Here is a 23061-nt window from a genome sequence, read left to right on the forward strand (position 1 = left end):
ACTCCCCGCTATTGCGGGGAGTTTTTATATTAGATTAATACTGTTTAGTCTTGCGGAGGTGTGTGAGAATACCTGTAGCTTTGACTGTGCATTACTAAAGAATCAGCAGTTAGTTTGAAAATTTCAGTTTCAACCGGTTGAGTGTTTGCTACACCGGAAACAGGCGTAACTCTTATAGTGTGATCATCAACCCACTCCCAGTTTCCTACACCATCACCAAGTCCGAAATTAGACTGATCCTGAATGTAAACACCGTCTTCTCCAAAATATTTTGAAGCATAATCAACAGGGTTGTCCGGGTTAGGGTACCAGGTACCGTAAATAAAACTCTGGTTTATTTCACTGTTGTTAACAGTGTCAGATGAATCGTCACCAGAACAGGCAACAAAAAGCAAAAATGCCGGAACAATTAAGTAAAAAGCTTTTTTCATTAGTGTAAGGTTTTTAGATTTATGTTTTTGTAAAAATAAAAATTTAATTAAAAACATGACTTTTTTGTAGTAAAAATTGTAATAAGTAGTTTTTATTCTATAATAATGTTAAATCTGTCCAGTAAGCCTGTTACGGCAGGTAGTGAGAATTTAGCTTTTTTGATACGGTTTTGTTGCGGGTCGATGGAGTAGTTTACAGCTGAGCGTAAATCGGCTTTTTCCAGTATGGTGTTTTCAAATATGGCATGCTTAAAGTCGCAGTTGGTAAATGATGCCTCGGTAAAATCAGTTTCTGTAAGGTCGGCTTCCTGCAGGTTACTGTTAGTAAAGCGTGCTTTTTTAAGTTTTAACTGATAAAAGGAGGTAAGGCTTAACTGGCAGTCGGTAAAATGCATAGCAATCAAAAACGGATCGGCAACGCTAAAGTTGAGTCCGGTCATTTTGCATTCCTTAAAAAATACTTCCTTAAAACCCGTACCGCGCACTTTACTATTACTAAAGTTACAGTCGGTAAACTCACAATCGGTAAATACAACACCGTTTAGGTCGCAGGCAGAAAAGTTACAGCCTGTAAAGGTGCAGTTATCATATTCACCTTTCGGTATATTGCAAACAGTGTAATCCACACCTTTAAAGTCGGTTCCTTCGGTATAGTCCATTAGTTAAGGTTTTATGGCTAAAATAGGAAAAGATAGTGTTATTTTATTCCTTCATTTAAGCGATTAAAAGTAATGTCTGTCATTCTGAACATAGCGGAGTGAAGAATCTTTTTTACTTGTATAAAGTATATTATTAGAGATTTTTCGACTCCATTTCATTACGCTCAAAATGACAGAACATTTTAAAGTTATAAATTTTCCATTTCGACCTTGTGGAGAAATCTAAACTTTTTAATGATAGAGGTTTGCTTTGCCAGTTCGGCTTTTAGCCTAACGGTCCGACTCCGTTTCATTACCCTCAAAATGGCAGATGAAATCAATTATCTTCTTTTAAACGGGAAATTTTGGGAAACAGTGTCTCCTTTTTTTAAGCCCGATATTTCTGCCACAAGAGAATCTTTGTTTACTTTTCGGTACGTGATTTTAGTAGGGAAATCATGTGCCGGATTTTCAAAAACAAGTAAAGTATCATTAGCCGATGTCATTTCAAAACTAACCGGTTTTTCATCATTTTGGTTAGGTACGGTAATAATCATGGTAAGCTTACCATTGGTTTCAGCAAGATTCATAGTTTCGGCAAACAAAGTATCACTGATATTCCTAATGAAATAAGATTCACCCGTGTAAACCGAGTCATTTTCCTTCATCCAGGTTTCAGAAAATTCGGCATCAGGGCTTTTGTTTACCCATTGTCCTAAAAACCATTCGGCTTTTTCAAGCTCGGTATAGGTTTTAGTTTTCCCGTTTTCTTTACAGGCAGTAAAAAGCAGGCAACCTACAGCTACAGTAAGTATAAACTGTTGTTTCATAATTGATTGATTTAGATACCTGCAATTTACTCTTTTTTTAGATTAGAAAACCTCAAAAGCCAAATCGCTATTTATTACAGCCCCTGCTTTATTTCCAGTAGCCACAGCTGTTGCTACCGATCGCATAGGAGTAGTACAGTCGCCACAGGCATAAATACCCGGTATGTTTGTTTTTTGCATTGGGTCGGTTTTAATATAACCGTGATCATCCAGTTCACAACCCAAATCCTGCGGGAGTAAAGTATGCTGTACAAAAGCCGCCCTATGATATACTGCTTCCAATAGGTAAGCCTTTCCATCTCGGGAGATAAGTGCCTCTGCCTGACCTTTACTTTGCTTTAGTTTTATGAGGCTGTCCTCAATAACGGCTATTTTGTGTTTGGCAAATTTTTCCAGTTGTTCTTCGGTAAAATCAGCCTTGCCGTTAGTGTAAATAGTAATATCGTTAGTTAACTGCTGTAATAATCCCGCATAATGATAGGCGGCTTCGCCATTACCCAGTATTCCCGTTTTTTTATCTCTTGCTTCATAGCCATGACAGTAAGGGCAGTGTACGGCAGTTATACCCCAACAGTCTTCAAAATTGTCTATGGTAGGCATAATATCGGTAATACCGGTAGCAAAAAGCAGTCGTTTAGCACTGCATACCATATTGTTTTGTGTGGTAATACTGAAACTATTTTCTGTTTTTATTACATTGGTAACCTTATCATTCATAAAGTTTACGGTGGTGTAGGCAAGAACTTCCTGTTTTGCGCGTTGTGCAATATCGGCAGGAGTTTACCATCATTAGTTATAAAGTTATGGGAGTGAGGTGTATGTCTGTTACAGGGTTTACCGCTGTCTATTATCAAAACTTTTCTGCGGGAACGCCCCAGTGCCATAGCTGCTGAAAGTCCCGAGTAGCTTCCGCCAATGATTATAACTTCGTAATCTGTTTGCATGAGTATGATTTTTTGATTGATGATTGAACTTAGTAGTTTGGCAAATGTATATAAATTTTGTATTATTGCAACAATATTGCATTAAATAATTGCAACAATATTGCGTTAAGGAGATGAAAAGAAGAAACACACCGGCAAAGAGTACTATTTTAACCCTGCTAAAAGATGCGGGCACGGCACTAAGCCAGGACATGATTGAAGACAAGGTAAAAGGAGAAATGGACAGGGTTACCATTTACAGAGTACTTAACAGTTTTTGTGAAGATGGTATTACACACCGAATACTGGCCGATAACGGTAAATATTATTTTGCCCTGTGCCTTAATTGCGGACAGGAAAAGCATGACCATAACCATGATCATTTTCATTTTAGGTGTACCAAATGTGAAAAAGTAGAGTGCCTTGATGAGGAAGTTACCTTAACCTTGCCGCAGGGATATGTAAAACAAACAATAAGCAGTTGGGTTACGGGCTACTGTAATAACTGTTCATAATAAAAAACGGAGGCATGCAGCCTCCGTTTTTTATTTACTGGTCAAGATGACCCCCTCGTTTGTTAATAAATAAATTTGAGTTTGAACTACAGGGCTAACTCCCTGCTTTGTTCTTGTGTTACCTCCACCTTTTCGTATATTTTAGAAAACTCATGTGGCTGAGGTTTGGCATAAGTGAAATACATTTTGTCGTTTCCTATAGGGAAAGTCAATTTATAGTTTACCGGCCAGTAAGTGGATTCAGAATCAAAGGCATAAATATCGCCTTCTACCTGACTCCAGGTGTACTCGGTATAAAATGTACCCTCCGGACAGTTTTTTGCCGATAGGGCAGTGCCATCAGGATTTATGGTCATTATTTCCTGTTGACATTCATTTGTAATAGGTGAGTAAACACCATCATAAATAAAACCTGTTGCTTTCCAGGTTGCAAAGATAGTAGGTGGGGTTTTGGCTGAGTCGTTCGCAGATGCTGTTTCATCATTTTCTCCGCTGCATGCAATCATCAGACTCATTAGCAGGACTAGTGAAGTAATTTTAAAAAATCCTTTTTTTGTTTTGTTCATAATAAATTAATAGACGTGTATTCGTAAGGGGGTATGCAAATATAATACGAAATATATAAAATAGCGGTTTTTTTTGAGGTTAATTAGCTGTTAATCAATGTGTTTTGTAGGTAAAAACTTAAAAATAGTACACTTTGTAACGATAGGGGTAAAATTCTATAAATCAATGTGGTATGAAAAATGGCTAAAAACAACAAATCCCGATAGCGCGAGTTATCGGGATTTGTTTCTTATTTTAAGAAGGAGTATTACTGTCTTTGGAATACGTCTGCATAGCCTTCTTCGCCTTCAACAGTAGTAGTCATTTTGTTGCCTTCAAAAACAGTGTTTAAGATTGAGCTGTCACCTTCAGTCGTAATCTTATATTTATTTTCTTCCAGTTTTTCCCAGGTTATGTCTCCTGTTTCATCACCAAAATCACAATCGTGATAAAATATGTTTCCTGTATTATCTTCATTAATGGTTACTATTCTGTATTCGCAGTCGTCGTCTTCATAAAATTCGCCATCCTTATAATAGCCTAGAGTTTTCCATGTACCGATAAACGGATCAACAGGGATTTCTTCTTCAGGGTCAACAATAACATTAGTGTCGTTGTTTGCATTAGTGTCGTCATCGTTTGAGCAGGCTACCATAAAAAGAATTGTAAAAACAGCAAAAGTTTTTAGTAGAGTGTGGTTTAGTTTTTTCATAGAATTTTAAATTATAATTATTGATTGTTTTAATTTGAACAACCATTTTTCAAAAGTGATGTCAAACAGTAAATCCTTACAAAAAAATATAGTTTAATGGTTTTGTAAATTGGGTTTCAATCGATTTACAAATACAATTTTATAGTGAGCTAACAGGGATAGGCTGGTTTTGTTTCGGTAGCGTATTTACAGTATTTATACAGGCTAAACTTGTTTTATGGAGTAAAGCTGATAATACAGGAAAAATTCGTAATTTTGCACCTCGAAATAAGGAGATAAAAACATGTTAGACAGGTTACAGATAATAAAACAGCGTTTTGATGAGGTTTCTGACCTTATTATACAGCCGGATGTAATTGCCGATCAAAAACGCTATGTACAGCTTAATAAAGAATACAAAGACCTTAAAGGACTTGTAGAAAAGCGTGAAGAGTACATTAAAGTAACAGGAGGTATTAAAGAAGCTCAGGAAATTATAGCCGACGGAAGTGATGCTGAGATGGTGGAAATGGCTAAAATGGAACTTGATGAGAATAAAGCGCGCCTTCCGCAGCTTGAAGAAGAAATAAAATTCATGCTTATACCTAAAGATCCTGAAGACGCCAAAAACGTAATGGTAGAGATTCGTGCCGGTACCGGTGGTGATGAGGCGAGTATTTTTGCCGGAGACCTTTTCAGGATGTATACCAAATATTGTGAAAGCAAAGGCTGGAGAACCAGTGTTGTAGATATTAACGAAGGTACATCGGGTGGATTTAAAGAGGTTATCTTTGAAGTTACCGGAGAAGATGTATACGGTACGCTTAAATTTGAAGCGGGTGTACACCGTGTACAACGTGTACCGCAAACCGAAACTCAGGGACGTATACACACATCGGCAGCTACTGTAATGGTACTACCGGAAGCAGAGGAGTTTGATGTACAAATTGATATGAACGACGTTCGTATCGATTTATTCTGTTCGTCAGGGCCTGGAGGACAGTCGGTAAACACCACAAAATCAGCAGTGCGTATGACACACGTTCCAACAGGACTTGTAGCGCAGTGTCAGGATGAGAAATCACAGCATAAAAATAAAGACAAGGCTTTACAGGTACTTCGTTCCCGTTTATATGAAATGGAACTTGCCAAGAAACAGGAAGCCGATGCTGCAAAACGTAGTTCGCAGGTAAGTAGTGGTGACCGTTCGGCAAAAATCCGTACGTACAACTACCCACAGGGGCGTGTTACAGACCACAGAATAGGACTTACGCTTTATGACCTTGATGGTGTAATGAACGGAAGCATACAAAAGCTTATTGATGAAATACAGCTTGTAAACAATACAGAGAAACTTAAGGAAAGTGAAGTTTTCTAAAAAATACAAATCCCGCCAACAGGCGGGATTTTTTATATCTCAGGGTAATAAGTAAACTAGTGCAATTATAAGGTGTTTTTTCATCAGTGAAATATTGAAACGCTAAAATAAAAACTCCTACCAACAAGCAGGAGCTTTACTTAATTATTAATAACGATTTATTATTCCTTCATCAAGAACAATCCATTTGCCGTTCACTTTTTTCATAAATAGTATCCGGTCTTTAAATAATCCGCCATCAAACTGGTTTGTAACTTCTTCTAATCTAAATACAGCGATATTTTTACTATAATACATAACCTCGGTAAAAAAGTATACTTTTTCGCGTAATGAATAATCTGCCAGCTTTCTTACAGAATCTATTTCCTGTTTGGAGAATACCCTGTTTTTAAAAGAAAAGTCGTTACTCGTCCAGTAATCAGGTGATGGATTGTCTACATTTTTATTAACCAGTTTTTTCAATGCCTTTTTATTATAAAGCGTTGTGTGGTTAAATTTTAAATCCCATTTGCCATTATTCTTATTATAGTGTGATGTATTATTTAATGCTTTTAATGCATCTTTTTTTGACAATTTATTGTGCCCAATCCAAGCAAATGGATCCCTAACCTTATTATTGTAAAAGGAATCATTCACAGTATCATTTAGTAAATACTGTATCATATAATCATTTATAGGCTGGTTTTTGTTTATTGAGCAGGCTGAAAACAATATAAAAAGCAAAAATAAAGCAAGGTGTTTTTTCATTTGGTGAAATTGAAACTCAAAAATAAAAAACTCCTGCTATTTAAGGCAGGAGCTTTCAAGTAGTAGATCAGGATTAGTAGTAGTTATAGTATTTGTGCGTTTTTCCAGTAGGTAATAATATCGTTTATCAGTTTTTTATAAGCCGGATAGCTTATTGGTTTTACAAAATATCCCTGTATGGATAGTTCGTATGCCTTTTGCATGAACTCTCCTTTGTTAGCAGCAGAGCTTAAAAAAATAAACGGAATTGCCATTTTCCTTAATTCTGCATCACTGAAAATAAGGTTTCGCAAATCAAACCCATTCACTTTAGGCATATTAATATCTGAAATAATAATAAACGGGTTAGCCTCGTCTGACTTTAGGAAATCAGCAAGATCTTCGGCTTCTTCAATAAGCACCAATCTGTTTTGATAGCCTTGTTCTTCACCCAGTTCTTTAAAGATGTGGATGAGCAGCTCTCTGTCGTCAGAGTCGTCTTCAATTATTATTATGTCGCCGTCTTTATTCATTAAATAATTCTGGAGGATTTAAATTATAGATATAAATCTATACTATTAGTCCTACAGTTTTATATATTTTCGATAAAATACTTTAAACTGTCGTTAAACGGTTTATTTCCTGAAATAAAAAGCAATTCGTACTTTTGCACCACAATAGCTTTTACAGGTAAAACTCAAACAAAAACATGACGACACAGCAGCTACACCAAAACATTCTTGATAAGAAATCTTTTTTATGCATAGGCCTTGACGTGGACCTTAATAAAATTCCGCAACATTTACTGGCTACAGAAGATCCTATCTTTGAATTTAACAAAGCCATTATTGATGCTACTCACGATTTGGCCGTAGCTTATAAGCCTAACACTGCCTTTTATGAGGCATACGGAATTAAAGGCTGGTTGTCACTGGAAAAAACTATAAACTACATTAATCAAAAGCATCCTGAAATTTTTACCATAGCCGATGCTAAAAGGGGAGATATAGGAAATACATCGGCCATGTATGCCAAGGCGTTTTTTGAAGACCTGAATTTTGATTCGGTTACCGTAGCTCCTTATATGGGTAAAGATAGCGTTGAGCCGTTTTTGACTTTTAAAAACAAGTTTACCATTATGTTGGCACTTACATCTAATGCCGGAGCTTTTGATTTCCAAACCAAAACCGTAGAAGGTGAGGAGTTGTATAAAACCGTACTTAAAACCTCTAAGGGTTGGGAAAACAGTGAAAACCTTATGTATGTTGTAGGGGCTACTAAAGCTGAATACTTTACCGAGATTAGAAAAATTGTACCTAACAGCTTCTTACTTGTGCCGGGTGTAGGTGCACAGGGCGGTAACCTACAGGATGTATGCAAGTATGGTATGAGTGATAATGTAGGGCTTTTAATCAACTCGTCCAGAGGTATTATTTATGCTTCAAACGGCGAAGATTTCGCCGAAAAAGCAAGAGAAGAGGCTTTAAAGATTCAGCAGGAAATGGCTGCAATTTTATAGTTAATACTATAAACTGAAATTTTGGAACAAACAAAAACATATACAGACCAGTTGGGGAATACCATTACGCTTACTAAAGCGCCAATGCGTATCGTATCTATAGTACCTTCACAAACCGAACTTCTTTATGATCTTGGTCTTGAGGATAAAATTGTAGGAATAACCAAGTTTTGTGTTCACCCATATCACCTAAAACAAACCAAAAGGATTATTGGCGGCACTAAAAGGGTGCACTATGAAAAAATAAAGGCACTGGAGCCCGATATTATTATAGCCAATAAGGAGGAGAATACGCCTGAGATTGTTGAAAGACTTAGCGAAATAGCTCCTGTATGGGTGAGTGATATTATTACGATTGAAGATAATATCAAAATGATAGAGGAGCTGGGGAAAATATTCTCGGTTCGTACCAAGGCTCAGCACTGGGTTGATAAAATAAACCACGGGTATACCGATTTTAAGAAGTTTATGGAAGGCAGGCCGTTTAAAAGGTCGGCTTACTTTATCTGGAAAAATCCGTATATGGTTGCAGGTGGTAATAACTTTATCAACGAAATGCTTAAGCTGAACCATTTTACCAATATATACGAAGACAGGGAAGGACGCTACCCCGAAGTTATCGTTCAGAAAATGAGGATACAGGGAGACCCTGAAGTTATATTCCTTTCGTCAGAGCCATACCCGTTTAAGGATGAAGATGCTTTTGAACTGGGTAGGCATACGCACCATGCACAAACTATTTTTGTTGATGGCGAAATGTTTTCATGGTACGGCAGCAGAATCGTAAAGGCGTTTGATTACTTTAAACAGCTACAACTACGTATAGAAGAACCGGTTTAGTATACTGGTAAGTATTTGTCATTGCGAGGAGGAACGACGCGGCAATCTGCTATAATTTAGATTTTTCCTATCGTCAGAATGACAGGTATTGTTTTCATCTTGAACGTAATGTAATGGAGTGAAAGATCTCTTGTTCTTTTGTCTTGCCACAAAAGAACGAAAAAGGCACGGCTATGACTCCTTAAGCTAAAAATTACTGCACTTGGCTAAACCATCCGAACTCGGCCTGAGCCTCAAACAGCGGATGCTTTTTTGCGCCTCGTTTGTAATTTTCTATACGCTACGGAGCCTGATGCCGAAGTTTTACGTTGATGTTATTGATGCAGTTCCTGAGTTACGGGTAATGTGTTCTTCCCGTAATTGCGAGGAGGTACGACGAAGCAATCTTTTCTAATACAAAACAAATTCTTTTCAACTACCTGTTAATAAGTATTATACGATTAAATAACAGTAATTGATTAATTTAGTAACATTATAAATCCCAAAAATATAATGTTATGAGTAGTTTTATTGAAATCCCTTATGGGAAAGAAGATGTAATCATTAATACTTTGGAAATTGCAAGTATTAAAAGTAGCGGTAAATCAATAGTGTTAAAGTTAACAAATGGAGATAGTTTTACCTTTGCAGCAACTCTTGAAAAATTTAGAGAGTTATTAAAACCTGAAAAAATAGAAGCCGATAGAAAAACAGGTGTAAATCTTGCATCCATGATGTAATTTTAAATAATGATATATGGAATTTTTACACATTACCGATGAGAATGAAGAAAAGATTTCTATCAATCTCAATCAGATTATATTAGTCAGAGAAGTTGACGATAGGCAGGTAGATATTGTTACAGCAGTAGGTACATTTAGACATATTGCTAACATATATGATTTTACTGAATTTCTTGAAAAGAAGGGGAATAATTTAATTCCTAAAAAGAAATGACAACCGAACAATGGCAAGAAGTTTATGATAATTTTTATTATTATAAACATCAAATAGATAAACTATGCGACGATTATTATTTACCAAGTGATAAAATCAAAGCAAAGGGTTTCATGGACGAAGCTTATAATAAGATCAAATATAATTCTGTTCTTTTAGAATTGTTCAATAAAAAAGGGAACATTAATGATTTAAAGGATATATCCCAGTTTTCTTATGCTGTAAGTATATTTTTAAATGAAATAAAAACCTTCAATTTATGAATTATGAGATGTCTGCCTCCGGATCGACATGACAGCGAGGTGTGTTACTCTTACGAAGTATCTTTCTTCCATTCCGACTGTAGCGATAGCGTAATGGAGGAATCTCTACTATAATTAAGATTTCTCCACTTCATTACATTTCGGTCGAAATGGAACAGCACTACGTTTCGCTCGTAATGACAAAGCTATTTCTTCCCCAGTTTTTTAAAATACTCAATGTATTCCTTAGCGGTATTAAACTGTTCGTAGCCACCGCGGTCTATAACACGACCATATTTGTCCAACAGTACGATATAAGGGAAAAAGCCGTTACGGTTGTAACGTTCGGTAAGAATTATTTTTGGATCATTGATGTCAACAGGCTCTGATTCCCCTTTCTTTTGCAGGAAATCGGCTCGTAGCAGTATCCAGTTTTTATCGGCTTCGTCTTTAAACTCTTCGCTTTGCCATACTTTACGTTCAAGTTCAATACAGCGGGAACACCAGTCTGACCCCGAAAAAACTAATAGTATGTTTTTATTTTGGGCAATGGCTTTGCTCTTTGCAGTTTCCAAATCCATATTCCACTCCTGGCAAAAGCCCATAGCATTCAGCATAAGGCATACAAGTAATACGCACTTTTTCACGTCTCCACAATTTGCGCAAATGTAGAAAACAAAACGATTTAAAAAACAGTGGGTTAAAAATATTTTAGAGGGGTAAAAAACAAAAATGCCAATAGCGTTTACTACCGGCACTTTTCTTTAACTAACCCTAACTAAATGTGAGAAAACTATTTTAGTTTCAGCGTGCAAATTACTCAAAAAAAATAGTTTCCAATGTTAAGGTAATGTTATATGTATATCATTGTAAATTAAAGTATTAGCTTTTAGTTGTCCTGTAAAGCAAATACCTTTTTTAATAGCGGGGAGGTTCTCTCGCTAATGTTATTTCTAATTTCTTTTTCCTCTACAGATATCATGGTAAATACCCCGTTTAAGGCCTGTGATGTTACATAGTCGGTAAGATCAGGGTTTACCTTGTCTACAAACGGAAGTTTGTTGTACTTGTTTATTATGTTTTCCCAAACTTTATCGGCTCCCACTTTACCAAAAGAGGATTTGATAACCGGGTTAAACTTGGAGTATAACTGAGTAGTGGTGGTTTTTTCCAGATAGGTAGTTGCCGACCTGTCGTCGCCCATCAATATGTTTTTGGCATCATTAAAGGTCATATCCTTTACTGCCGAAACAAAAATAGGTGTAGCTTCTTTCACTGCATCTTCGGCAGCACGGTTCATCATTTTCAAACCTTCGTCTGCCAGTGAGCCTAGTCCTACTTTACGCAGGCCTTCGTCTACTTTTTTAAGTTCATCAGGTAAAAGTATCTTTACCATTTCGTTTTTATAAAAACCATCGGTAGCGGTGAGTTTGCTTACCTGCTTATCAATACCTTTATCCAGCGCTTCTTTAAGTCCGGCGGCGATATCGGCATTAGTTATAATTCCGTTTTGCGGAAACTGTTCTGCCATTTGCTGTAGTTCGGCACAACCTGAAAAGGAAACCGACAGCATAACGGCAAAAACAGGGATTAGTATTTTTTTCATGTATAGGGTTTGGTTTTAGTCCTGTAAAGCAAAAACTTTTTTAAGTAGGTCAGAGGTACGTGAAGATAAATCGGTTCTAATGTCTTTCTCTTCCACGGCAATCATGGTAAATACCCCATCCATAGCCTTAGAGGTAACATAATCGGTAAGATTAGGGTTAACGTCTTTAGTTAATGGCAGTGAATTGTATTTTTCAATAATGGTTGCCCACACTTTATCGGCACCTACTTTGTCTAACGATGTTTTTACAACCGGGCTGAATTTTTGATACAGTTGGGTTGAGGTAGTATTCTCCAGATAGGTTGTAGCCGACCTGTCGTCGCCCATAAGTATATTTTTAGCATCGGTAAAACTCATGCTTGTAATGGCATTTACAAAAATAGGGGTAGCTTCCTTCACGGCATCTTCGGCAGCACGGTTAAGTACTACAAGACCTTTATCTGCAAGGTCACCCATACCTACACTGCGCAGGGTTTTGTCTACTTTTTGCAGTTCTTCCGGTAAAAGTATTTTTACCATTTCGTTTTTATAAAAACCATCTTCGGCAGTAAGTTTGGTTACCTGTTCTTTAACTCCCTGATTAAGGGCTTCTTTAAGGGCAGATGCAATATCGGTATTACTTATACCTGTACTACTTCCGGTAACTTCAGATACTTTAGATTTTGCCTTATCCAGAAGACCTCCCAGCTGTGCATGAGATGCCAGTGGTAATAACAAAAGGGCGAATACTAATTTTTTCATGTAAGTAATGTTTTTCCAAAAATAAACAAAAACTGTTCCATGAGAAATAAAACTTATTTTGAGAATATGTAATGTGTTTTATTTCAGTGTTTTGTGTTTTAAAAAAGAGCTAAATTAGCTTTAAGCACTGCTTTTTAGCTGTATTATAGTTTAACATTTCTAATCACTATTTAACTATTTAATTTCCTGTACGATGTTTATTATCCGTAACTTGCATAGGTGTTTTGTAAAATTTAAGGGAATGCAGATTATCGAGCTTGAACTGCTTAGTAACGATTTAGCAGCGACCGAGAGTTTTTATAAAGAAGTGTTAGGATTAAAGGCAGATTTGTCTGATAAGTTTTCTATAACCTTTTCTATAGGCTACACCAAACTTATATTCAGGCATGTGGATGATTTAAACCCTGTTTATCATTTTGCTATTGATATCCCCAATAACCGATTTGATCAGGCTTACTCCATTATGAAGTCTAAAACCGACCTTATTCCGGTTGATCCTGAAAATGATATTGCCGACTTTAGGAACTGGCAGGCACAGTCGTTTTACTTTTATGACAACAACGGTAATATACTGGAATTTATAACCCGTTACCCTAATAAAGAAACATCTGATAAGGACTTTACTTCGCAGTCCTACATCTCCATTAGTGAAATAGGATTTGTTACTAATGATGTCCCTCATCTTGCCAATAAACTAAAAAAATGGTTTGGCGTGCCTATATTCCACAGGCAGCCCCGTAGCAGTAAATTTACGGTGTCGGGTGACGACCAAGGGCTTTTTATAATAGGAGCAAAGGGCAGAAACTGGTATCCTACAAAGGTTAAAGCGGCTTCTTTCCTTACAAGGGTTTTATTTATGAATGAGGGTAATTTGTATCATATTGTAAGGTAGATACTTTATATTTGGATGATACAATCACATCTTATGACAAAAGAAGACTTTATTGCTACTGCCTATCGTTATTTTCCCCAAAGTATACATAGTATACTTGATATAGAATTGTATATGACAACCCCCGAGTTTACAAGGTTGGCAAACTTGTGTGGTTTAATGGAGAGGAGGCAGGAAGAAGGTGAGTTTAATGATTTTTATTATGAAATAAAATCTCTAAATAATCCGGATAATTTCAGGGTTGTTCAAAGATTTTCAGCTAACGACAGATGTCATAATCTCCATTTTGTGGAGAGAAGGGGGACTATACTACATTCATTGTGTCTCAATGTTAGCACGGTTGTACCATATTATACAACTTATGTAACAGAATGGGATATAAAAGAGAAATTACAGGATCCTCCAGACCCTTTCAGGATGACGAGTAATTATCCCAAAAAAGCACTTATTGTGAATGAGGAAGATAAGGCGGTGTTAGATAAAATGGCAAAAGTTGCCGAGAATACTTTTGGGTGTAAACCCTTTCCTGAAGATTTATTAACCGAGATAATTCCTGATGTCAATATTGAAACTATTAAGATGGGAGAGTTTACATTATTCAATGCATTCTTTCTGGATGATTATCATGTATTTCCATAATCTTGTAAGGCAGTTCTTTAAAAATTACTATAACGTTTTTTCTGGGGTTAGTTTGTTTTGAAATCTTCAATAAATCCGTAAATTGCGGGCTTAAAATTGAGATTCTTATAATGATGGAGCAAGTACAGCCTTATAATCCTAAACATAAAGTTAGAATAGTAACAGCCGCATCCCTGTTTGACGGGCACGATGCAGCCATAAACATCATGCGCCGTATTATACAGGCAACCGGTGTTGAGGTAATTCACCTGGGGCACGACCGTAGTGTGGAAGAAGTGGTAAACACTGCCATACAGGAAGATGCTAATGCTATTGCCATGACTTCTTACCAGGGAGGTCACAACGAATATTTTAAATACATGTACGACCTGCTTAACGAAAAAGGAGCAGGACACATTAAAATATTTGGCGGTGGGGGCGGAGTTATCCTTCCTGAAGAGATAAAAGAGCTGCATGAATATGGCATTACCCGAATCTACTCTCCGGACGACGGACGTGAGCTTGGATTACAGGGTATGATTAACGATTTAGTACAAAGAGCTGATTTCCCTGTAGGCGATAAGTTAAACGGTGAAGTAAACACACTGGAAGAGAAAAACCCAACTGCTATTGCAAGGGTAATATCATCGGCAGAGAACTTCCCTGAAATCGCAAAAGAAACGCTTGATGTTATACATAAGAAAAACGAAACCTCTAAAATCCCTGTACTGGGTATTACAGGTACAGGTGGTGCCGGTAAATCATCGTTAGTAGATGAGTTGGTACGTCGTTTCCTTATTGATTTCCCTGAAAAAACCATCGGACTTATATCGGTAGACCCGTCTAAACGTAAAACCGGCGGTGCATTACTGGGAGACCGTATCAGGATGAACGCCATTAATAACCCTAGGGTTTATATGCGTTCGCTTGCTACACGCCAGTCTAACCTTGCCCTTTCTAAATATGTGGCAGAGGCGATACAGGTGCTTAAGGCTGCAAAATATGATTTGATTATCCTTGAAACATCTGGTATCGGGCAAAGTGATACTGAGATATTAGACCACTCTGATGTTTCGCTGTATGTAATGACACCTGAATTTGGTGCTGCTACTCAGCTGGAAAAAATTGATATGCTTGATTTTGCCGATCTTGTTGCTATTAACAAGTTTGACAAACGCGGTTCGCTTGATGCGCTTCGTGATGTGAAAAAGCAATACCAGCGTAACCACAACCTGTGGGATGCTAACCCAGACGATCTTCCGGTGTATGGTACTATTGCGTCGCAGTTTAACGACCCGGGTATGAATACGCTTTATAAGTCGATTATGGATAAGATTGTGGAGAAAACAGAATCTGAACTACAATCGACCTTTGAGATTACCCGCGAAATGAGCGAGAAGATTTTTGTAATTCCGCCAAGCAGAACACGTTACCTTAGCGAAATTGCAGAAAACAACCGTGGTTATGATGAAACAGCAGCTACACAGCAGGATGTGGCTCAAAAGCTATACGGTATTTTCAAAACAATTGAAACCGTTAGCGGAAAAACACCTGAGATAAATAAGGCAGGTATTGAAGAAACATCGGTAGCTACAAATGATGCCGAGAAAAAACAATTCCTTGACTTACTTGTAAAAGAGTTTGACCGTGTAAAAATGAACCTTGACCCATACAACTGGGAGGTTATACTTACATGGGACGAAAAAGTAAACAAATACAAAAACCCTGTTTATACCTTTAAGGTAAGGGATAAGGAAATAAAAATACAAACACATACCGAGTCGCTTTCGCATTCGCAGATACCAAAGGTTGCCCTACCTAAATATCAGGCTTGGGGTGATATTTTAAGATGGTGCCTGCAGGAAAACGTACCGGGAGAATTCCCGTATACATCTGGACTGTATCCGTTTAAAAGGGAAGGGGAAGACCCAACCCGTATGTTTGCCGGAGAGGGCGGACCGGAGCGTACCAACAGACGTTTCCACTATGTGAGTCTTGGTATGCCTGCAAAACGTTTATCTACAGCATTTGACAGTGTTACCCTGTATGGTAATGACCCTGATCACCGTCCGGATATTTACGGTAAAATTGGTAATGCGGGTGTATCTATCTGCTGTCTTGATGATGCTAAGAAACTGTATTCGGGCTTTAACCTTGCCCACCCAATGACATCGGTGAGTATGACTATTAACGGTCCGGCACCAATGCTGTTAGGTTTCTTTATGAATGCGGCTATCGATCAGCAGTGTGAGCTTTACATTAAGGAAAACGGACTTGAAAAAGAGGTTGACGATAAGATAAACAAGATATACAAAGAAAAAGGTGTGGAAAGGCCACGTTACAACGGTAAATTACCGGAAGGTAACGACGGACTTGGATTGATGCTTCTGGGTGTAACCGGAGACCAGGTACTTCCTGCCGATGTATATAACGAAATTAAGGTACGTACCCTGTCGCAAGTGCGTGGTACGGTACAGGCCGATATCCTTAAGGAAGATCAGGCGCAAAATACCTGTATCTTCTCTACCGAGTTCGCCCTTCGTTTAATGGGTGACGTACAGGAGTATTTTATCCAGAAAAATGTAAGGAACTTCTATTCGGTTTCTATTTCAGGATATCACATTGCCGAGGCTGGTGCAAACCCAATCACTCAGTTGGCGTTTACTCTAGCTAACGGATTTACGTATGTGGAGTACTACCTGAGCCGTGGTATGAACATTAACGATTTTGGTCCTAACCTATCGTTCTTCTTCTCTAACGGTATTGATCCTGAATATGCGGTTATAGGCCGTGTGGCAAGAAGAATTTGGGCTAAGGCACTTAAAAACAAATATGGTGCTAACGAGCGTGCTCAAATGCTTAAGTACCACATTCAAACATCGGGTCGTTCACTACACGCACAGGAAATTGACTTTAACGATATCCGTACAACACTACAGGCGCTGTATGCGATTTATGATAACTGTAACTCACTGCATACAAATGCTTATGACGAGGCTATTACAACGCCTACCGAAGAGAGTGTGCGTCGTGCAATGGCAATTCAGCTTATTATCAATAAAGAGCTTGGACTGGCTAAAAATGAAAACCCTATACAGGGGTCGTTTATCATTGAGGAACTTACCGACCTTGTTGAGGAAGCAGTACTTACCGAGTTTGACCGTATTACCGAAAGAGGTGGTGTGCTTGGTGCTATGGAAACCATGTATCAGCGTTCTAAAATTCAGGAAGAAAGCCTTTATTACGAAACGCTTAAACATACAGGAGAGTTCCCTATTATTGGGGTGAATACCTTCCTGAGCTCTAAAGGTTCGCCTACGGTTGTTCCTGCAGAGGTTATACGTGCAACAGAGGAGGAGAAACAGTTCCAAATCAATACTCTTGAAAGCCTACATGAGGGTAATGCACAAAAGGTAAAAGAACAGCTTGCCATAGTACAGGAAGCTGCCATACAAAACCAAAACATATTTGAATGCCTTATGGAGGCTGCCAAGGTTTGTTCGCTGGGACAAATTACTGCTGCCCTGTTTGAGGTAGGTGGTCAGTACCGCAGGAATATGTAATTATCACTTAGATTTAAAAATTTAAGATTGAAATATTTAAAGAGAAGCCTCCCGATAAGGGAGGCTTTTTTGTTAAATTTGGACTAAACCTTAATATATAAATATGAAACAACCTTACCATCTGACATTTGAAGATTCTCAATCATTTAAAGATTACTCTTTAAATGATGAAAATGAACCTATAACTTACTTACCAAATTTTAATACTATAAATATTATTGTTGGAGCTAATAATAGTGGTAAAAGTAGGTTTATGAGAAGTTTAATGAGGATAAGAAAAATTACAAGAGTAAATAAAGAAAGTTTTGAAAAATATAATGATATAGTAGAGGAGTTTAATTTATTACTAGCTGAAAAATACATTGATTTTAATGAAAATCAAAGCTTAAAAAGGTTAACTTCTGATTTTACGATATTTCATAATATTAGAAGAAACAGTAAAGTTTTAAGTGGTAGTAGTAGATATGCCTTTGCATATAGTTTCTCTAATAATATTGTACCTCTGCAAGATGATATGACTGATGAATTGAATGTTATTAAGATTTATTATATTCCAACATTAAGAACCGCCCATTCACTTTATAGCGCAACTAAAGAAGCTACTTCAAATCCAAATTATATTAAAACGACTTATCAACGTTTAGATGAGGATGTCTATTTAGAAACATTGAGAAAAAATTACTCATTAGATAATAAATTAGATGTTTTTACAGGGATGGATTTATATGAGCAAGTGTTAAATAGTAGAAATGCTGAAAAAAATGTAAGAGAGAGGTTTGAATTATTTGAGAATTTTTTAAGTAAAAACTTTTTTGATGGAAAGCAAATAGATATTGTAGCAAAATTTAATAAATCTGATAGCAAACAGGGTAAAACAGATTCAGAGTTAATACTTATTCATGTTGAGGGAGAAAAACAAACAAGGAAATTACATGATTTAGGAGATGGTATACAGGCATTAATTATATTAATGTATAAAATATTTATGGCTGAGGATAACTCTTTTTTCTTTATTGATGAGCCTGAGTTAAACTTGCATCCTGGTATGCAAAGGCTGTTTTTAGAGCAAATAGCTACCAATCCTGAGTTATTAAAGAAAAAATTAACCTATATAATAAGTACCCATTCTAATCATTTTCTGGATTTGACATTAGAAAAAGATAATGTTTCCATTTATTCATTTGCACCTAAACAGTCAGTAAAAGGTAAAGACAACCAATTTATAATAAAAAATGTGAACAGAGGAGATAATGAGTTATTAAAGCATTTAGGTGTTAATAATTCATCTGTTTTTCTTGCAAACTGTAGTATATGGGTTGAAGGAGTGTCTGACAGGAATTATATTAAGGCTTTCCTTAGATCATATATTGATTATTTGGCTAAAAATGAAGATGAGGAATACAAGTCGCTGAAAGAGGATATTGATTATACTTTTTTTGAATATGCAGGTTCTAATATTGAACATTATTTGTTTGAAAATGAAATTAATAAAGAAGATGAAGAAGTAATAAATAAAGAGATTAATGCTTTAGCGCTGAGTAATAAAATTTTCCTTTTGGCTGATTCTGATAATGCTAAAAAGACTACAAAAAAAGGTGTTAGGCTAAAAAAACTGGAAGACTTGGCGACTGATAATCTTAAGCCACATATTATTTGGGAAGTTAGAGAAATAGAAAATCTCCTGACTAATAAGGTTTGGGAGAAGGTTTTGATTAACTTTTGCAATAAAAAGCTTTTATCTGAACATAGAGAAGATATACTAAACAAAATTAGTGAAGCACTTAAAATTGTAAACTCAGATGACTACAAAAAAGAGTATATAGGTGTGTTTTTAAATGAGATTGATAAGGAAATAGGAAAGATTGACGGTGTTAATGTTTTGAATAAAATCTATAAGGAGAATGAAGGTGTATTTGGAACGCTGATTCCTAAAAGTGATTTAAGTAAGTATATTTTAGAAGCTAATTTTGATTGGGAAAACTTACAGGAAAGTAAGGAAATAAAACAACTTACTGAAGATGTTTATAAGTTTATAATTGATAGTATGAATTAGTGATAGGCCTCCCGATAAGGGAGGCTTTTTGTTACGCTTAATATTTGTTATTTTCTAATTTAAAATCGTTCTATCTTTTCGGGTATAAATGCTTTAGCAATCAAACATTTTGATTTTATTCTTACGAATAATTCTACAAATAAAATTTAGCAATATTTTCAATAAATTTCAAAGTTCTGATAACTAGACGGTTTTTACGGGAATCCGTAAAATAAAGTAGGAATAATTCTACTTCAATATTATTTTATGATAGAAATTTCTTATAAAACGATTTATATGTTAGGTAAAAAGTATTTTAAGAATACGTTATAAATTAACATTTTGTTTATATTGCACTGAGATATTTTCTATTTTTGCTAAGCCCAATCAAAAATTTTAATGAAGAAAACCCTACCGATTTTAGTGCTATTGCTCGGACTCTTATGTCACGCACAGGAAGAGAATGCCGACTATTTCCTAAATCAGGGAATAAAACAAAATTCCCAAAACCAATATGTGGAGGCAGTTGAGTCTCTAAAACAAAGTGTTTCTTTAGCAGCAGAATCTGAAGATAAAGTAACGCTTATTAAAGCATATGCAGGTTTAGGAGAAGCTTACCATAAAGCCGATCAGCCAAAACTGGCTACTAAGAACTACTTACTATCCTTAAGCCATGCAAAAACACTTAAGGACGGAAACGCTATTATCAAAGCATCAAAAGAACTTGGAGAACTATATGCTTATGAAGAAGACTATGGTCTTTCGGTTCAGTACTATACCTATGCCATTAAGGAGGCAAAACAATTAAATAATGAGGTGCTTGAAGCCGAAGTTCTTGTGGAACTTGGTGAAGTATATGAGCTTCAGGATAAGCCCGAACCGGCTCTTGATGCTTACAGCAGGGCGCTTGCCATTTACAGGGCAAGAGGTAAAAATAGCGAGGCAGGGCATACCCTAAGTAAAATGGGTAACGCTTACAGAAAGAAAACCGATTACGTACAGTCAATATTAAACTACAAGGAGGCGCTGGGCTATTTTGCCGGACTTGACGACAGAAAAAATGTGGCTGCTACACTAAGTGACTTAGGGAAGGTACATGCACTTAACGATGATTACAGTGAGTCATTACGCCTTTATGAGCAGGCTTACCTTGATGCTTCGTCTATTAAAGATAATGAGGTTATTATTTCATCATGTCTGGGTATGGCAACCGCTTATGAGAAACTTAAACAGTATCCTGAATCTATTCGTTACCACAAACTGTACGAACAGAAAAAGGATAGTTTGGTAAATGCAAAGCATGCACAGGCATTAAAAACGCTACAGTCAAAGTACATAAAGCAGCGTGATGAAAACGAGTCAAGGCTGCTTGGTACTGACGGAGGGGAGCAGGAGGCTGTTTCTTCAGGTGATAGTATTAGCCGTGCAGAATATGAGGCTACAAAACGTACACGTATTATAATTATAGGGGTATGTTCTATAATAGTATTGTTAGTTATAGGTTGGTTTTGGAAAAGAAAACAACAGCTTAAGGAGAAGTTGAGAGAGGAAAGAATGAATCATGAAACCGAAAGGCAGGAGCGCCTTCGTATGGTTCAGGATATACACTCTGATCTTGATTCCAAACTTTCCAAAATCAATTACCTTAGTGAATCTATTGTAGAGAAAACTCACGGTATGCCTACTATTAAGAGTAGTGGTGAAGCCATGCAGGATACTACTAAAAAACTGGAAGAGAACATAAGGGATCTTGTTTGGTTATTAACCCCAAGGTCTACTACGCTTTCTAACTATATTACCAATACTCAGGAATATGTAACCGATTATTTTAAAGATAGTCCGGTTGAAGTATTGTTCTCAATGCCCGATAAGCCTTCTACAAACACTATTGTAAAAGAGAGTCAGCGTGAGTTAACCGCAGCTATTAAGGAAAGTCTTGAGGCTATTGCCGAAGATCCGCAGGCGTCAAAAGTATTTTTTGGCATGTCGTTTTCGGGTACAAGGCTAATGGTGTCTATTAAAGATAACGGTGCCGGTACCGATCGTAATGAGGCCAGCAAGAAAACAATGGAAAACCATGTTGTGAGCATTGGCGGTATTATGAAAGTAGATGCTGAACAGGGATGGGGAACCATGGTAAAAATGATTATCCCAATCAATAAACAAATCAGGAAATCAATGAAGAAAGTGTAGGTTATACATTTAACTTTAAATACCCTATATGCAGCTCATCTTCTACAGGATGGGCTGTTTTTGTAATGGTAAAGCTGTACTGCTCCTTATACTTAGGTAAAAGTATATCGGCTACGTTATAAGCATCATCAATATCAAGTGCATATTTGTCGTCCACGTGCGATTCGGCTCCTTTAAAGCCGCAGTGTTTGTAAAAGGTAGTTTGTTTAACTGCTTTTACAGCTTCTCCCATAGTTTGTGTTACTATAAGGATTTTGTAATGATACTCTTCAAAATCGCCCGGTTTGTATCCGCCAAGGTTTATAAAAAACAGCTTTTCGGCATTGCTGTTATTCTGTTTTTTGGTAATGGAAATCTCATATTCCCCTACGTGTGTAACTTTTCTCCAGGAGTCCACATGCAGCCTTCCGCCATCGGGCCAAAAAGTATACATATCAGGGATAAGAGACTCGATTGAGGTGCCTATTCCAAAAAAAATATCATGTTGTTCGGTTAAGCGTCCGTTAGGCGTGCAGCCCAGTAATACCTTGAATAATCGTAGTTTTTGCTCCATACTGATACAAAGGTATTTAAATTTTTTTTCATGAATTTTCCTGTGAAAATATTTTTTGGTTCAGTTTTTGGAAATATCTTTATAAACAATAAAACTTTTAACATTATGAAAAAGATATTTTTACTTTTAAGCGTAGTGAGCCTCTTTACATTATCGTCGTGTGTTGATGACGATCCGGATGTGGTATATAACAATACAGATAATTATTTTGAAGCTGAGGTGTTTGAAGTAAACCAGGCAACATTCTCATTTGATGCCAATACAGGTTACTATACTTCATATTATGACTTGAATCCTGATCCTCTATATCCTGCTGATATGGTTTTGGTATATCGTTTAAAAGGTGTAGATCCAAATAATGGTAATGATATTTGGGAAATGATCCCTAAAACACTTTACTATGATAATGGTGATTATGTAGAGTTTGATTTTGATTTTACCCGTAATGATATTGTTTTCTACATGGGAGCAAATTATGATTTAGGTACTGATCCAAACTTTTTACAAAATCAGGTATTTAGAGTAGTGATTATACCGGGTTACGATAACTCTGCAAGAATTGACCTTACAGATTATAACAACGTAATCAAAGAGTTTAAAGTTGACGAAAGCAATATTAAAACACTACAGCCAAAAAAATAATTTGGT

At 36.6% G+C, this 23061-nt stretch carries 26 protein-coding genes; 13 read left to right on the top strand and 13 right to left on the bottom strand.

All coding sequences use genetic code 11. From position 1 onward, the window contains the following. Positions 1 to 44: 44 nt before the first annotated feature. The 5 genes from V3Z67_RS08925 to V3Z67_RS08945 all read right to left on the bottom strand — a co-directional run bounded on the left by V3Z67_RS08925 (position 45) and on the right by V3Z67_RS08945 (position 2843). Positions 45 to 431, bottom strand: coding sequence for a hypothetical protein (locus tag V3Z67_RS08925; RefSeq protein WP_330442969.1), 387 nt, complete (start codon positions 429 to 431; stop codon positions 45 to 47). 92 nt (positions 432 to 523) lie between these two features. After that, positions 524 to 1090 carry a pentapeptide repeat-containing protein gene (locus V3Z67_RS08930; protein ID WP_330442970.1) on the bottom strand — a complete coding sequence of 189 codons (567 nt, stop codon included), beginning with the start codon at positions 1088 to 1090 and terminating at the stop codon, positions 524 to 526. 320 nt (positions 1091 to 1410) lie between these two features. Continuing rightward, entirely contained in the window at positions 1411 to 1899 is a 489-nt protein-coding gene (locus V3Z67_RS08935) for a DUF6265 family protein (RefSeq protein ID WP_330442971.1), read from the bottom strand. A gap of 42 nt (positions 1900 to 1941) precedes the next feature. Then, on the bottom strand, positions 1942 to 2616 hold the full coding sequence (locus tag V3Z67_RS08940; protein ID WP_330442972.1) for an NAD(P)/FAD-dependent oxidoreductase: 675 nt from the start codon (positions 2614 to 2616) through the stop codon (positions 1942 to 1944). 5 nt (positions 2617 to 2621) lie between these two features. Further along, entirely contained in the window at positions 2622 to 2843 is a 222-nt protein-coding gene (locus tag V3Z67_RS08945) for a hypothetical protein (RefSeq protein ID WP_330442973.1), read from the bottom strand. 113 nt (positions 2844 to 2956) lie between these two features. On the opposite strand from V3Z67_RS08945, the gene V3Z67_RS08950 reads away from it, so the two are divergent. Next, a complete protein-coding gene (locus tag V3Z67_RS08950; RefSeq protein WP_330442974.1) occupies positions 2957 to 3337 on the top strand; it encodes a Fur family transcriptional regulator in 381 nt (126 codons plus the stop codon). Between the two features lie 86 nt (positions 3338 to 3423). On the opposite strand, the gene V3Z67_RS08955 is transcribed toward V3Z67_RS08950, so the two are convergent. Continuing rightward, positions 3424 to 3903 carry a hypothetical protein gene (locus V3Z67_RS08955; RefSeq protein WP_330442975.1) on the bottom strand — a complete coding sequence of 160 codons (480 nt, stop codon included), beginning with the start codon at positions 3901 to 3903 and terminating at the stop codon, positions 3424 to 3426. Between the two features lie 248 nt (positions 3904 to 4151). After that, positions 4152 to 4595 carry a hypothetical protein gene (locus tag V3Z67_RS08960; RefSeq protein WP_330442976.1) on the bottom strand — a complete coding sequence of 148 codons (444 nt, stop codon included), beginning with the start codon at positions 4593 to 4595 and terminating at the stop codon, positions 4152 to 4154. 283 nt (positions 4596 to 4878) lie between these two features. On the opposite strand from V3Z67_RS08960, the gene prfA reads away from it, so the two are divergent. Then, positions 4879 to 5952, top strand: a complete 1074-nt coding sequence (gene prfA / locus V3Z67_RS08965) for a peptide chain release factor 1 (RefSeq protein WP_330442977.1) — start codon at positions 4879 to 4881, stop codon at positions 5950 to 5952. 147 nt (positions 5953 to 6099) lie between these two features. Here the strand turns inward: prfA and V3Z67_RS08970 are convergent, their stop codons facing one another. Both V3Z67_RS08970 and V3Z67_RS08975 read right to left on the bottom strand, forming a co-directional pair. Next, entirely contained in the window at positions 6100 to 6615 is a 516-nt protein-coding gene (locus V3Z67_RS08970; protein WP_330442978.1) for a hypothetical protein, read from the bottom strand. 167 nt (positions 6616 to 6782) lie between these two features. After that, positions 6783 to 7211: a response regulator gene (locus V3Z67_RS08975; protein WP_330442979.1), complete on the bottom strand. Its 429-nt coding sequence runs from the start codon at positions 7209 to 7211 to the stop codon at positions 6783 to 6785. Between the two features lie 176 nt (positions 7212 to 7387). Between V3Z67_RS08975 and pyrF the strand changes: the two genes are divergently transcribed. From pyrF to V3Z67_RS09000, 5 genes are all read left to right on the top strand, one after another. Further along, positions 7388 to 8197, top strand: coding sequence for an orotidine-5'-phosphate decarboxylase (gene pyrF, locus V3Z67_RS08980; protein WP_330442980.1), 810 nt, complete (start codon positions 7388 to 7390; stop codon positions 8195 to 8197). Between the two features lie 84 nt (positions 8198 to 8281). After that, positions 8282 to 9037 (top strand): ABC transporter substrate-binding protein, encoded by a 756-nt coding sequence (locus V3Z67_RS08985; RefSeq protein WP_330443149.1) that lies wholly within the window; start codon positions 8282 to 8284, stop codon positions 9035 to 9037. Positions 9038 to 9534: 497 nt separating this feature from the next. Beyond that, complete coding sequence (locus tag V3Z67_RS08990) at positions 9535 to 9756, top strand: hypothetical protein (RefSeq protein WP_330442981.1); 222 nt, start codon at positions 9535 to 9537, stop codon at positions 9754 to 9756. 16 nt (positions 9757 to 9772) lie between these two features. Further along, positions 9773 to 9973 carry a hypothetical protein gene (locus V3Z67_RS08995; protein ID WP_330442982.1) on the top strand — a complete coding sequence of 67 codons (201 nt, stop codon included), beginning with the start codon at positions 9773 to 9775 and terminating at the stop codon, positions 9971 to 9973. Then, on the top strand, positions 9970 to 10236 hold the full coding sequence (locus V3Z67_RS09000; protein WP_330442983.1) for a hypothetical protein: 267 nt from the start codon (positions 9970 to 9972) through the stop codon (positions 10234 to 10236). The genes V3Z67_RS08995 and V3Z67_RS09000 overlap by 4 nt, the downstream gene beginning before the upstream one ends. A gap of 185 nt (positions 10237 to 10421) precedes the next feature. Here the strand turns inward: V3Z67_RS09000 and V3Z67_RS09005 are convergent, their stop codons facing one another. The 3 genes from V3Z67_RS09005 to V3Z67_RS09015 form a co-directional block, all read right to left on the bottom strand. After that, on the bottom strand, positions 10422 to 10862 hold the full coding sequence (locus tag V3Z67_RS09005; RefSeq protein ID WP_330442984.1) for a thioredoxin family protein: 441 nt from the start codon (positions 10860 to 10862) through the stop codon (positions 10422 to 10424). A 242-nt stretch (positions 10863 to 11104) separates the two neighbouring features. Continuing rightward, on the bottom strand, positions 11105 to 11821 hold the full coding sequence (locus V3Z67_RS09010) for a DUF4197 domain-containing protein (protein WP_330442985.1): 717 nt from the start codon (positions 11819 to 11821) through the stop codon (positions 11105 to 11107). A gap of 15 nt (positions 11822 to 11836) precedes the next feature. Beyond that, positions 11837 to 12562, bottom strand: coding sequence for a DUF4197 domain-containing protein (locus tag V3Z67_RS09015; RefSeq protein ID WP_330442986.1), 726 nt, complete (start codon positions 12560 to 12562; stop codon positions 11837 to 11839). 241 nt (positions 12563 to 12803) lie between these two features. Here V3Z67_RS09015 and V3Z67_RS09020 point away from each other — a divergent pair, with 241 nt between their 5' ends. From V3Z67_RS09020 to V3Z67_RS09040, 5 genes are all read left to right on the top strand, one after another. Beyond that, positions 12804 to 13454: a VOC family protein gene (locus V3Z67_RS09020; RefSeq protein WP_330442987.1), complete on the top strand. Its 651-nt coding sequence runs from the start codon at positions 12804 to 12806 to the stop codon at positions 13452 to 13454. Between the two features lie 15 nt (positions 13455 to 13469). After that, positions 13470 to 14093 (top strand): hypothetical protein, encoded by a 624-nt coding sequence (locus V3Z67_RS09025; RefSeq protein WP_330442988.1) that lies wholly within the window; start codon positions 13470 to 13472, stop codon positions 14091 to 14093. A gap of 113 nt (positions 14094 to 14206) precedes the next feature. After that, positions 14207 to 17635, top strand: a complete 3429-nt coding sequence (locus V3Z67_RS09030) for a methylmalonyl-CoA mutase family protein (RefSeq protein ID WP_330443150.1) — start codon at positions 14207 to 14209, stop codon at positions 17633 to 17635. A gap of 103 nt (positions 17636 to 17738) precedes the next feature. Further along, positions 17739 to 19688, top strand: a complete 1950-nt coding sequence (locus V3Z67_RS09035) for an AAA family ATPase (protein ID WP_330442989.1) — start codon at positions 17739 to 17741, stop codon at positions 19686 to 19688. A gap of 378 nt (positions 19689 to 20066) precedes the next feature. Next, complete coding sequence (locus V3Z67_RS09040) at positions 20067 to 21860, top strand: tetratricopeptide repeat-containing sensor histidine kinase (protein ID WP_330442990.1); 1794 nt, start codon at positions 20067 to 20069, stop codon at positions 21858 to 21860. 1 nt (position 21861) lies between these two features. Here V3Z67_RS09040 and V3Z67_RS09045 read toward each other — a convergent pair whose 3' ends face one another. Continuing rightward, positions 21862 to 22413 carry a DUF1543 domain-containing protein gene (locus V3Z67_RS09045; RefSeq protein WP_330442991.1) on the bottom strand — a complete coding sequence of 184 codons (552 nt, stop codon included), beginning with the start codon at positions 22411 to 22413 and terminating at the stop codon, positions 21862 to 21864. A 105-nt stretch (positions 22414 to 22518) separates the two neighbouring features. Here V3Z67_RS09045 and V3Z67_RS09050 point away from each other — a divergent pair, with 105 nt between their 5' ends. Continuing rightward, positions 22519 to 23055: a hypothetical protein gene (locus V3Z67_RS09050; protein ID WP_330442992.1), complete on the top strand. Its 537-nt coding sequence runs from the start codon at positions 22519 to 22521 to the stop codon at positions 23053 to 23055. The last annotated feature ends 6 nt before the right edge of the window (positions 23056 to 23061 follow it).

The sequence above is a fragment of the Flavobacterium sp. C4GT6 genome, from assembly GCF_036347315.1.
Taxonomy (GTDB): Bacteria; Bacteroidota; Bacteroidia; order Flavobacteriales; family Flavobacteriaceae; genus Flavobacterium.

Excerpts from the sequence above, each read along its gene's own strand:
- V3Z67_RS08970 (WP_330442978.1), bottom strand. The coding sequence starts at position 6,615 with ATGATACAGTATTTACTAAATGATACTGTGAATGATTCCTTTTACAAT.
- V3Z67_RS08930 (WP_330442970.1), bottom strand. The coding sequence starts at position 1,090 with ATGGACTATACCGAAGGAACCGACTTTAAAGGTGTGGATTACACTGTT.
- V3Z67_RS08960 (WP_330442976.1), bottom strand. The coding sequence starts at position 4,595 with ATGAAAAAACTAAACCACACTCTACTAAAAACTTTTGCTGTTTTTACA.
- V3Z67_RS09030 (WP_330443150.1), top strand. The coding sequence starts at position 14,207 with ATGGAGCAAGTACAGCCTTATAATCCTAAACATAAAGTTAGAATAGTA.
- V3Z67_RS09040 (WP_330442990.1), top strand. The coding sequence starts at position 20,067 with ATGAAGAAAACCCTACCGATTTTAGTGCTATTGCTCGGACTCTTATGT.
- V3Z67_RS08945 (WP_330442973.1), bottom strand. The coding sequence starts at position 2,843 with ATGCAAACAGATTACGAAGTTATAATCATTGGCGGAAGCTACTCGGGA.
- V3Z67_RS09015 (WP_330442986.1), bottom strand. The coding sequence starts at position 12,562 with ATGAAAAAATTAGTATTCGCCCTTTTGTTATTACCACTGGCATCTCAT.
- V3Z67_RS09050 (WP_330442992.1), top strand. The coding sequence starts at position 22,519 with ATGAAAAAGATATTTTTACTTTTAAGCGTAGTGAGCCTCTTTACATTA.
- pyrF (WP_330442980.1), top strand. The coding sequence starts at position 7,388 with ATGACGACACAGCAGCTACACCAAAACATTCTTGATAAGAAATCTTTT.
- V3Z67_RS09010 (WP_330442985.1), bottom strand. The coding sequence starts at position 11,821 with ATGAAAAAAATACTAATCCCTGTTTTTGCCGTTATGCTGTCGGTTTCC.
- V3Z67_RS09020 (WP_330442987.1), top strand. The coding sequence starts at position 12,804 with ATGCAGATTATCGAGCTTGAACTGCTTAGTAACGATTTAGCAGCGACC.
- V3Z67_RS08995 (WP_330442982.1), top strand. The coding sequence starts at position 9,773 with ATGGAATTTTTACACATTACCGATGAGAATGAAGAAAAGATTTCTATC.
- V3Z67_RS08990 (WP_330442981.1), top strand. The coding sequence starts at position 9,535 with ATGAGTAGTTTTATTGAAATCCCTTATGGGAAAGAAGATGTAATCATT.
- V3Z67_RS08925 (WP_330442969.1), bottom strand. The coding sequence starts at position 431 with ATGAAAAAAGCTTTTTACTTAATTGTTCCGGCATTTTTGCTTTTTGTT.
- V3Z67_RS09025 (WP_330442988.1), top strand. The coding sequence starts at position 13,470 with ATGATACAATCACATCTTATGACAAAAGAAGACTTTATTGCTACTGCC.
- V3Z67_RS08935 (WP_330442971.1), bottom strand. The coding sequence starts at position 1,899 with ATGAAACAACAGTTTATACTTACTGTAGCTGTAGGTTGCCTGCTTTTT.
- V3Z67_RS08940 (WP_330442972.1), bottom strand. The coding sequence starts at position 2,616 with ATGAATGATAAGGTTACCAATGTAATAAAAACAGAAAATAGTTTCAGT.
- V3Z67_RS08975 (WP_330442979.1), bottom strand. The coding sequence starts at position 7,211 with ATGAATAAAGACGGCGACATAATAATAATTGAAGACGACTCTGACGAC.
- V3Z67_RS08955 (WP_330442975.1), bottom strand. The coding sequence starts at position 3,903 with ATGAACAAAACAAAAAAAGGATTTTTTAAAATTACTTCACTAGTCCTG.
- V3Z67_RS08950 (WP_330442974.1), top strand. The coding sequence starts at position 2,957 with ATGAAAAGAAGAAACACACCGGCAAAGAGTACTATTTTAACCCTGCTA.
- V3Z67_RS08985 (WP_330443149.1), top strand. The coding sequence starts at position 8,282 with ATGCGTATCGTATCTATAGTACCTTCACAAACCGAACTTCTTTATGAT.
- V3Z67_RS09045 (WP_330442991.1), bottom strand. The coding sequence starts at position 22,413 with ATGGAGCAAAAACTACGATTATTCAAGGTATTACTGGGCTGCACGCCT.
- V3Z67_RS09000 (WP_330442983.1), top strand. The coding sequence starts at position 9,970 with ATGACAACCGAACAATGGCAAGAAGTTTATGATAATTTTTATTATTAT.
- V3Z67_RS09035 (WP_330442989.1), top strand. The coding sequence starts at position 17,739 with ATGAAACAACCTTACCATCTGACATTTGAAGATTCTCAATCATTTAAA.
- prfA (WP_330442977.1), top strand. The coding sequence starts at position 4,879 with ATGTTAGACAGGTTACAGATAATAAAACAGCGTTTTGATGAGGTTTCT.